Origin of the sequence: Paenibacillus jilunlii (genome assembly GCF_900102965.1) — a bacterium.
Taxonomy (GTDB): domain Bacteria; phylum Bacillota; class Bacilli; order Paenibacillales; family Paenibacillaceae; genus Paenibacillus_AQ; species Paenibacillus_AQ jilunlii.
In genome coordinates, this window is the sequence record NZ_FNGM01000001.1 from 703845 (window position 1) to 710343 (window position 6499).

The 6499-nt window shown below is 52.7% G+C and carries 10 protein-coding genes; 6 read left to right on the forward strand and 4 right to left on the reverse strand.

Annotated features, from left to right (window positions below; genetic code table 11):
* Positions 1 to 43 precede the first annotated feature (43 nt).
* The 3 genes from BLQ82_RS03350 to fsa all read right to left on the reverse strand — a co-directional run bounded on the left by BLQ82_RS03350 (position 44) and on the right by fsa (position 2544).
* A complete protein-coding gene (locus tag BLQ82_RS03350) occupies positions 44 to 1264 on the reverse strand; it encodes an MFS transporter (RefSeq protein WP_062524123.1) in 1221 nt (406 codons plus the stop codon).
* Between the two features lie 11 nt (positions 1265 to 1275).
* Positions 1276 to 1719: a MarR family winged helix-turn-helix transcriptional regulator gene (locus tag BLQ82_RS03355; protein WP_062524124.1), complete on the reverse strand. Its 444-nt coding sequence runs from the start codon at positions 1717 to 1719 to the stop codon at positions 1276 to 1278.
* Positions 1720 to 1896: 177 nt separating this feature from the next.
* The gene (gene fsa / locus BLQ82_RS03360) at positions 1897 to 2544 is read right to left on the reverse strand and encodes a fructose-6-phosphate aldolase (RefSeq protein ID WP_020431819.1); all 648 of its coding nucleotides are present in this window, start codon (positions 2542 to 2544) and stop codon (positions 1897 to 1899) included.
* 232 nt (positions 2545 to 2776) lie between these two features.
* Here fsa and BLQ82_RS03365 point away from each other — a divergent pair, with 232 nt between their 5' ends.
* From BLQ82_RS03365 to BLQ82_RS03375, 3 genes are read left to right on the forward strand one after another with little or no spacing between them, the layout of a single operon-like run.
* Positions 2777 to 3244, forward strand: a complete 468-nt coding sequence (locus BLQ82_RS03365; RefSeq protein WP_062524125.1) for a hypothetical protein — start codon at positions 2777 to 2779, stop codon at positions 3242 to 3244.
* Positions 3228 to 3788: a macro domain-containing protein gene (locus tag BLQ82_RS03370; RefSeq protein ID WP_062524126.1), complete on the forward strand. Its 561-nt coding sequence runs from the start codon at positions 3228 to 3230 to the stop codon at positions 3786 to 3788. Before BLQ82_RS03365 ends, BLQ82_RS03370 begins: the two co-directional genes overlap by 17 nt.
* Before the next feature lie 57 nt (positions 3789 to 3845).
* Positions 3846 to 4322, forward strand: a complete 477-nt coding sequence (locus BLQ82_RS03375; protein WP_074647705.1) for a GNAT family N-acetyltransferase — start codon at positions 3846 to 3848, stop codon at positions 4320 to 4322.
* Between the two features lie 7 nt (positions 4323 to 4329).
* Here the strand turns inward: BLQ82_RS03375 and BLQ82_RS03380 are convergent, their stop codons facing one another.
* On the reverse strand, positions 4330 to 4527 hold the full coding sequence (locus BLQ82_RS03380; protein WP_025706907.1) for a hypothetical protein: 198 nt from the start codon (positions 4525 to 4527) through the stop codon (positions 4330 to 4332).
* A gap of 72 nt (positions 4528 to 4599) precedes the next feature.
* Between BLQ82_RS03380 and rpiA the strand changes: the two genes are divergently transcribed.
* The 3 genes from rpiA (at position 4600) to BLQ82_RS03395 (ending at position 6285) form a co-directional block, all read left to right on the forward strand.
* A complete protein-coding gene (gene rpiA / locus BLQ82_RS03385; RefSeq protein WP_062524127.1) occupies positions 4600 to 5286 on the forward strand; it encodes a ribose-5-phosphate isomerase RpiA in 687 nt (228 codons plus the stop codon).
* Between the two features lie 79 nt (positions 5287 to 5365).
* Positions 5366 to 5782, forward strand: a complete 417-nt coding sequence (locus BLQ82_RS03390; protein WP_062524128.1) for a VanZ family protein — start codon at positions 5366 to 5368, stop codon at positions 5780 to 5782.
* Between the two features lie 62 nt (positions 5783 to 5844).
* Positions 5845 to 6285: a GNAT family N-acetyltransferase gene (locus BLQ82_RS03395; RefSeq protein WP_062524129.1), complete on the forward strand. Its 441-nt coding sequence runs from the start codon at positions 5845 to 5847 to the stop codon at positions 6283 to 6285.
* Positions 6286 to 6499 lie beyond the last annotated feature (214 nt).

Here is a 6499-nt window from a genome sequence, read left to right on the forward strand (position 1 = left end):
AAATACAATTGGTGAGGGAGCACATAACGAAGAGTTTGGACGCTTATTTGGCCACAGAGTGGCTAGTGGAAGTCTTCGGCGCAGATTTTTGACGGTTATAACGTTTAGCGAGCAATAGGGTTGTATATATTAACAGCAGCAGAACGGGAGCCAGCGCTGAATAACGGTACATGACGCCATAGCTGGTGTACAGCGCAATGGAGCCGAGGATCATGGTCCCAATAGCCACACCGAGATCCAGAGAGTTGAAGAACATGCCGTTCGCCATCCCGCGCTGGCGGGGCTCCACGGATTGGATCATCCAGGTTTGCAATGCGGGCTGCATCGAACCAAAGCCGATTCCGTAAAAAATGGCCGCCGGAAACAGTGCAGCCGTGGAAGAAGCGAAGGAGAGCTGCAGCAGTCCTGCAACAATGAAGAGGCTCCCCGGAATGAGCAGGGCAGGAGGCCCGAAACGGTCGTAAATCTTACCGGAGAGTGGTCGTACAACTACTATCGCTACAGCATTGAACAGAAAGAAGTAAGCGATGTGCTCCAGATGAGCCTCAGCACCGTAGAGAGCCAGAAAACCCAGCAGTCCGCCATAGGAGACAGACAGCAGAAAGTTAAGCAGGCAGGGGATAAACAGTCTCCGGAAGGCGCCGCCCTTGAGTTCTGTTACCTGAGGAGCGGCAGGCTCCTTATGGTGTGCAGGCAGCTTCGTGGTCAGGCGGTAGCTGAGCGGCAAAATTAGCACCAGTGCTGCAGCAGTGCAGATCAGCAGCGACCCAAAGCCTGGCCCTTGCAGCAGACTGAGTCCGATCAGCGGGCCGGCGGACATGGCTAGACTCGTGGACAGGCCGAAGTAGCCCATGCCTTCGCCCATCCGCTGGATCGGGATAATGTCGGAGGCCATCGTCGGAAAGGCGGTGCTGGCCATGCCGAAGCCAATCCCGAACAGCATCCGCAGGAGCAGGAGCGCAAGAATGCTTCCTGCCCAGTAATAGCCGGCTACCGCAGTAATGGAGACGGCCAGACCCAGGAAGATCAGCAGATTGCGGCCGCCTTTCTCCATAGCTTTGCCGGAGAACAGCCGGGAGGCGATAGCGCTCAGTGCAAACAGGCTGGTCACAAGACTGACTTGCACAGAAGAAGCCTGCAGCGTTCCTTCGGCATAAGCCGGGAGGGTGGAGAGAGTCATCTGCAGGCCCATGAACAGCAGCAGATTGCATAGGGTAAGCGTTATAAATGACGGTGTCCATAGTCGTTCAGATGAATGATTCAAAGGGGCGTCTCCTATTCTTGTTGTGTATTTCCGGTGTTGTGGTAGATTAGTTCCAGCATGGAGCGGAGGTCTTCGACCTGCCCGGTGCTGAGCCCGTTGACCGCCGCAGCAATGGTCTGTTGCTCCAGGGATACGGTACGCTCAATCAATAACTTGCCTGTCTCTGTCGCATAGAGTTGAAAGGCACGCCGGTCGGCAGGGCTCATGGTCTTGTATATAAAACCTTTCTTCTGCAGCAGCTCTACGATTCTGGCTGTAGTCGGCTGGTCTTTGGCGGCAGCGGCGGCAACATCCTTCTGGTTAATGCCTTCACGATCACAGATCATCAGCAGAATAGACCACTGTTCCGGGGTGATGTCATAGGGTTTCAGGACCCGGGCAAAGGCATTGGAAATCCTCCGGTGTGTAGAGCCCAGCAGAAATCCGAGGAACTCCTGGGGTGAAGTATGCGGCATAGCAGTTCGTCCTCTCAAATTAATTGTCATGACAATTATAATTAAGACAATTAATCCTGTCAACGTTTGAGAAGCAGAATCGGCGGCGGCATCTTTTCATGAAGACAGTTTGTAATTCAAAAAAGCCTCTCCCCGCAGCTGCGGGAAAAGGCTTGTAATACATATTTGAAAGTATGTTTAGGCTTGCGGAACTTTCTCCCAGTCTTTCAGGAAACGTTCAATGCCGTTGTCTGTCAGCGGATGCTTCCACAGGGAAGGCAGAAGTGAGCCAGGAATGGTTGCGATATGCGCTCCGGCAATAGCTGCCTGCTCAACATGGGCAATATTGCGGATGCTGGCGGCGATAATTTCCGATTGAAGGCCGTAATTGGTCAGAATGGTCTTCAAATCTGAAATCAGCTTCATGCCGTCTACACCGATATCATCCAGACGTCCAACGAACGGGCTGATATAGGTGGCCCCGGCTTTGGCAGCCATCAGACCCTGAGCTGCGGAGAAGATGAGAGTAACGTTGGTTTTGATGCCTTTTTTGGTTAATTCATAACAAGCTTCCAGACCATCTTCAGTCATTGGCAGCTTGATGACAACATTCGGTGCCCATTCTGCAATTTCGTAAGCTTCCTTAAGCATTTCTTCAGCCTTCAGACCGATGACCTCGGCGCTGACCGGGCCTGGCACAATAGCGACGATTTCTTTGATTACATCTTTGAAAAGTCTGCCTTCTTTGGCGATAAGCGACGGATTTGTCGTTACGCCATCCACTAATCCGAGGCGGGTAATACGTTTGATTTCCTCAATATTTCCGGTATCCAAGAAAAATTTCATTTCGTGGTATCCTCCCTTGGTTTGATATGGATTGACAAACGTTTTGCACCACTTCATTATGGATCAAGCTGCTGGAAGTTTCAACTGTTAATATGAATATTTCAAAATAACTTTATAGGCTTGCGGGTGAAATTGTCTAATTCAGTGCATAGGCCCATTCCCTGACACGTTCTTCACGTGATAATATAGAAGCGGTGTTGCCCATATCCAGCTGAAACGGCAGGTGTCAGATATGTTTATGGTATTCGCAGGAGTTATTGCGTTTTTATTATTTGCAGCCGGAGTCATGGCTTACCAGAACAGCAGGCTGATTGCCCAGCAAGAGGCCGGTGACTCCGCGGGGCGTATCAGCAGTTTAATGTATTCCGTCTATTATCAGGCCTTTTCCAATAATGAAGAGCGGCCGGAAGCGGTCCCTTTGTTCCAATTCACAGTACGTGCCCGCACCGAAGGGCAGCCAGCAAGCGGCGAGGTCGACAAGACCATAGCTCTCTGCCGTGTTCCTGCCGGAAGCGGAGAAATGGCACTCTCCGACGCGCAGAACTGGATGCTCGGCAGTATCCGGCAGTCTGCCCTGCGGGGCGAGCGGATTATCCCGGCTTCGTTCAAGGACAAGGCAGCCGGCAAAGGGGAACAGGAACTCATCTTCCGTCTGGAAACGGCCGTGAAGGAGGAAACGGGACATGCCGATCATCATTAATCATGTGGCCATTTCCGCCAGCCAAGGGGATATCACTTCCTGGCAGGGAGATATGATTGTGAATGCGTCGAATTCGGGCCTTTTTGGCGGCGGCGGGGTGGACGGGGCGATTCACCGTGCAGGCGGTCCGCAAATTGCCGAGGAGTGTGCAGCGATCCGCCGCAAGCAAGGCGGAATTATGCCCGGTGAAGCAGCCGTTACCAGTGCAGGTAAGCTGCCGCTGCTCGGGATCATACATACCGTAGGACCGATTTGGAAAGGCGGAGGCGCTGGTGAAATTTCAATTTTAGCCAGATGTTACTTGAGCAGCCTGGATGCGGCATGCACCCAAGGGGCTAAGAGCATTGCTTTTCCGAACATCAGCACGGGAATTTATAATTTCCCCAAAGCCTTGGCTTGCCAAACTGCGCTAAGAACTGTGGTTGAGTATGTTAAGGATCGCGATTCCGGAGATCTGCCGCTAGAGCGGATCGAATTTATCTGCTTTGAGAAAGATAACGCCGACTTATATAAGGAAACTCTTAAACACTATGGTGATATATAATGAATTAGGAAAAGCGGCGGACGCTGCGGAAACAACCGGATGAGAGTGAGGCGCGGGATGATATCGAATATCGAAGTGGATTTTGTAGTGGTGGAGCCTGAGAACAGGGATTTGAGGGCATTAATTGACTGTCTCGATGAAGAACTGAAAGCAAGGTATCCGCATGAAACCATCTATGTTGTTGATTTTTCTGATCCCAAGGTGCGGGAAATGACGTTCGTGGTGGCTTATGCGGGAGACAAGCCGGTAGGCTGCGGTGGTCTGCGGCCGCTTGACCCGGATTCATCCGTAATGGAGCTGAAGCGTTTCTATGTAGACCCGGATACACGGAAGCAGGGCATTGCTAACCGCATGCTGCTGGATCTGGAGCAAAAAGCGAGAGCGGCGGGCTGCAGAGAAATCAGGCTGGAGACAGGCATCAAGCAGCCGGAAGCGATTGCGCTCTATGAGAAGCACGGCTACCGGCCGATTGACCTGTTTGGCCCTTATATAGGCGATCCTGACAGCCTCTGCTACGGCAAAAGCTTGTCCTGACCGCGCCTTACGCGTGGTATTTCCCGGCCGGTGCGTCCAGCACCCATTCCAGCATCAGGAGCATATCCTCAAGCCGGGTCAGCTGGGCATTCAGCGGTTCCCGCTGGGGGCTGCCATCGGGCAGCGGAGCAAGGCGGGATTCGAGGGACCTTTTTTGCAGGGTCAGTTCGTTAATCTTGGACTGGATCTGTTGTTCAGTTCTCATACGGGAAGCCTCCTGGCAGTAATGATTAATAGTACTACGAGACATTATAACGGATAGATGGAGGTAATAAAAATGAGTATCAATGTGAAGCAGCTCGCAGCAGAAAAGGCAGTGGAGTATGTGGTGGACGGGATGAAGGTGGGGCTGGGCACCGGTTCTACAGCATACTGGGCTATCCGCAAGCTGGGTGAACGCGTACAAGAAGGGCTGAAGATCACCGCGGTTGCAACTTCTGTTGCCTCGGAAGAGCAGGCCCGCGAGCTGGGTATCCCTCTGGTAGGCTTCGGTGATATCGATGGTCTTGATCTGACCATTGACGGGGCCGATGAGTTGAATCACGACCTGGAGCTGATCAAAGGCGGCGGCGGGGCGCTTCTGCGTGAGAAGATTGTCGCCCGGGGCAGCAAGCAGATGATCGTGGTGGCGGACGAGAGCAAGGCTGTCGGTACGCTGGGGCAATTTCCGCTTCCGGTGGAGATTGTTCCCTTTGCCTGGGAATGGACCGTCGCTGATCTGGCCAAGCTGGGCTGTACGGTAGAGCTGCGGCGCAGCGGGGACGGGCTGTACAAGACCGACAATGGCAATTACATTGCGGATTGCCGGTTCGGAACGATTGTTTCGGCATCTGAACTCGCGGCGTCCTTGCAGAACATCACCGGTGTGGTTGAACACGGGCTGTTCATTGGCATCGCTGCTGTAGCGATTATCGGCAAACAGGATGGCAGCATTGAAATTATTGAGCGTGAACACGGCGAGTAGCAGCCGGAGGAAGGGAAAGCCCCGCCCGAGTGGCGGAAAGAGGCATACACCGGCGCAGCCGCGGGGAATAGGCAGGGCAATGCTGCTGCTTCTGCTTATCGCATACAGTGCCGCCCTGGTGTACTGGATGTTTATCGGGTTTGGACGGTCGGTGCACACGGAGGGGCCTTTCCGCTATAATCTGGAGCCGCTGCGTACCATAAAACTGTTCTTTGATCTGGATAACGGGGTTTCCTTCTCTGGAAGGCTAATTAATCTGCTGGGCAATGTTATTGTCTTTGTGCCATTTGGCTTCCTGCTGCCTTTGTTGAGGAAAAGTTTGCGCTCTATGCTTTTGCTGCTCTTCGTCTCGGCTTTGGGGATACTGTTGCTGGAGACGATGCAGATGCTGCTTCGTGCCGGCAGCTTTGACATTGACGATGTGCTGCTTAACCTGGCGGGCGTTTTGAGTGGGTACATCCTGCTTTGGATGGTTTTTTTAAAGGGTAAAAGGTAAGCCGGAGCGAGGGACTTTTTAAATAGGGTATTGCTGAACTATGGAGAGGAGCAAGTAAACAAATGCTGGTAGATTTGAAACAGCGTACAGATTCGGATGAAGTGAAAGAGCTGCTGGCTTATGCCGTCATTGATGAGCCGGATGCGCTGTGGCGCACTTCGGTGGAATATGGCAGCAAGGCTTCGCTGCAGCTTTATGGATGGGAAGAGGAAGGATTGCTCGTAGGGCTGGCAGGTTTTGAGGAAACCGAAGATGGCTCGCTGGAGATCCGTCACATCGCTGTGCTCCCGGAGAACAGGGGGAAGGGTTATGCGCGGGGCATCATTCTGGAGCTGCTGGCCGCCCGCAATCCGCGGTATCTGCTGGCTGAGACGGAAGACGAGGTTGCCGCGGATTTTTACCGCAACCTGGGCTTTATGGTCTACAGCCTTGGGGAGAATCCCGCCGGCATTGAAATATTCCGCTGTGTCTATGAGGTTGAGGAAGACGAGGATGAAGAATAAGGGACATTAGGGACATTAGGGACACTAGGAACACTAGGAACACTAGGAAGATTAGGAACATTAGGAACACTGTCAGTTTGTGCTTAAAATGCAACGGGCAGCATCCAACACAAGCCATTTCGCATTGCTTTTATGCGGGTGGCTTGTTTTTTTTGGATTCGTCTAAAGGACGAATGTGGACCGGAAAGAACGGCAGAAATGCCGTTGTTGAAGG

What these genes read in the sequence shown, in the direction of transcription:
- BLQ82_RS03370 (WP_062524126.1), top strand. Translation starts at nt 3,228, where the DNA reads ATGCCGATCATCATTAATCATGTGGCCATTTCCGCCAGCCAAGGGGAT.
- BLQ82_RS03395 (WP_062524129.1), top strand. Translation starts at nt 5,845, where the DNA reads ATGCTGGTAGATTTGAAACAGCGTACAGATTCGGATGAAGTGAAAGAG.
- BLQ82_RS03375 (WP_074647705.1), top strand. Translation starts at nt 3,846, where the DNA reads ATGATATCGAATATCGAAGTGGATTTTGTAGTGGTGGAGCCTGAGAAC.
- BLQ82_RS03390 (WP_062524128.1), top strand. Translation starts at nt 5,366, where the DNA reads ATGCTGCTGCTTCTGCTTATCGCATACAGTGCCGCCCTGGTGTACTGG.
- fsa (WP_020431819.1), bottom strand. Translation starts at nt 2,544, where the DNA reads ATGAAATTTTTCTTGGATACCGGAAATATTGAGGAAATCAAACGTATT.
- BLQ82_RS03380 (WP_025706907.1), bottom strand. Translation starts at nt 4,527, where the DNA reads ATGAGAACTGAACAACAGATCCAGTCCAAGATTAACGAACTGACCCTG.
- rpiA (WP_062524127.1), top strand. Translation starts at nt 4,600, where the DNA reads ATGAGTATCAATGTGAAGCAGCTCGCAGCAGAAAAGGCAGTGGAGTAT.
- BLQ82_RS03355 (WP_062524124.1), bottom strand. Translation starts at nt 1,719, where the DNA reads ATGCCGCATACTTCACCCCAGGAGTTCCTCGGATTTCTGCTGGGCTCT.
- BLQ82_RS03365 (WP_062524125.1), top strand. Translation starts at nt 2,777, where the DNA reads ATGTTTATGGTATTCGCAGGAGTTATTGCGTTTTTATTATTTGCAGCC.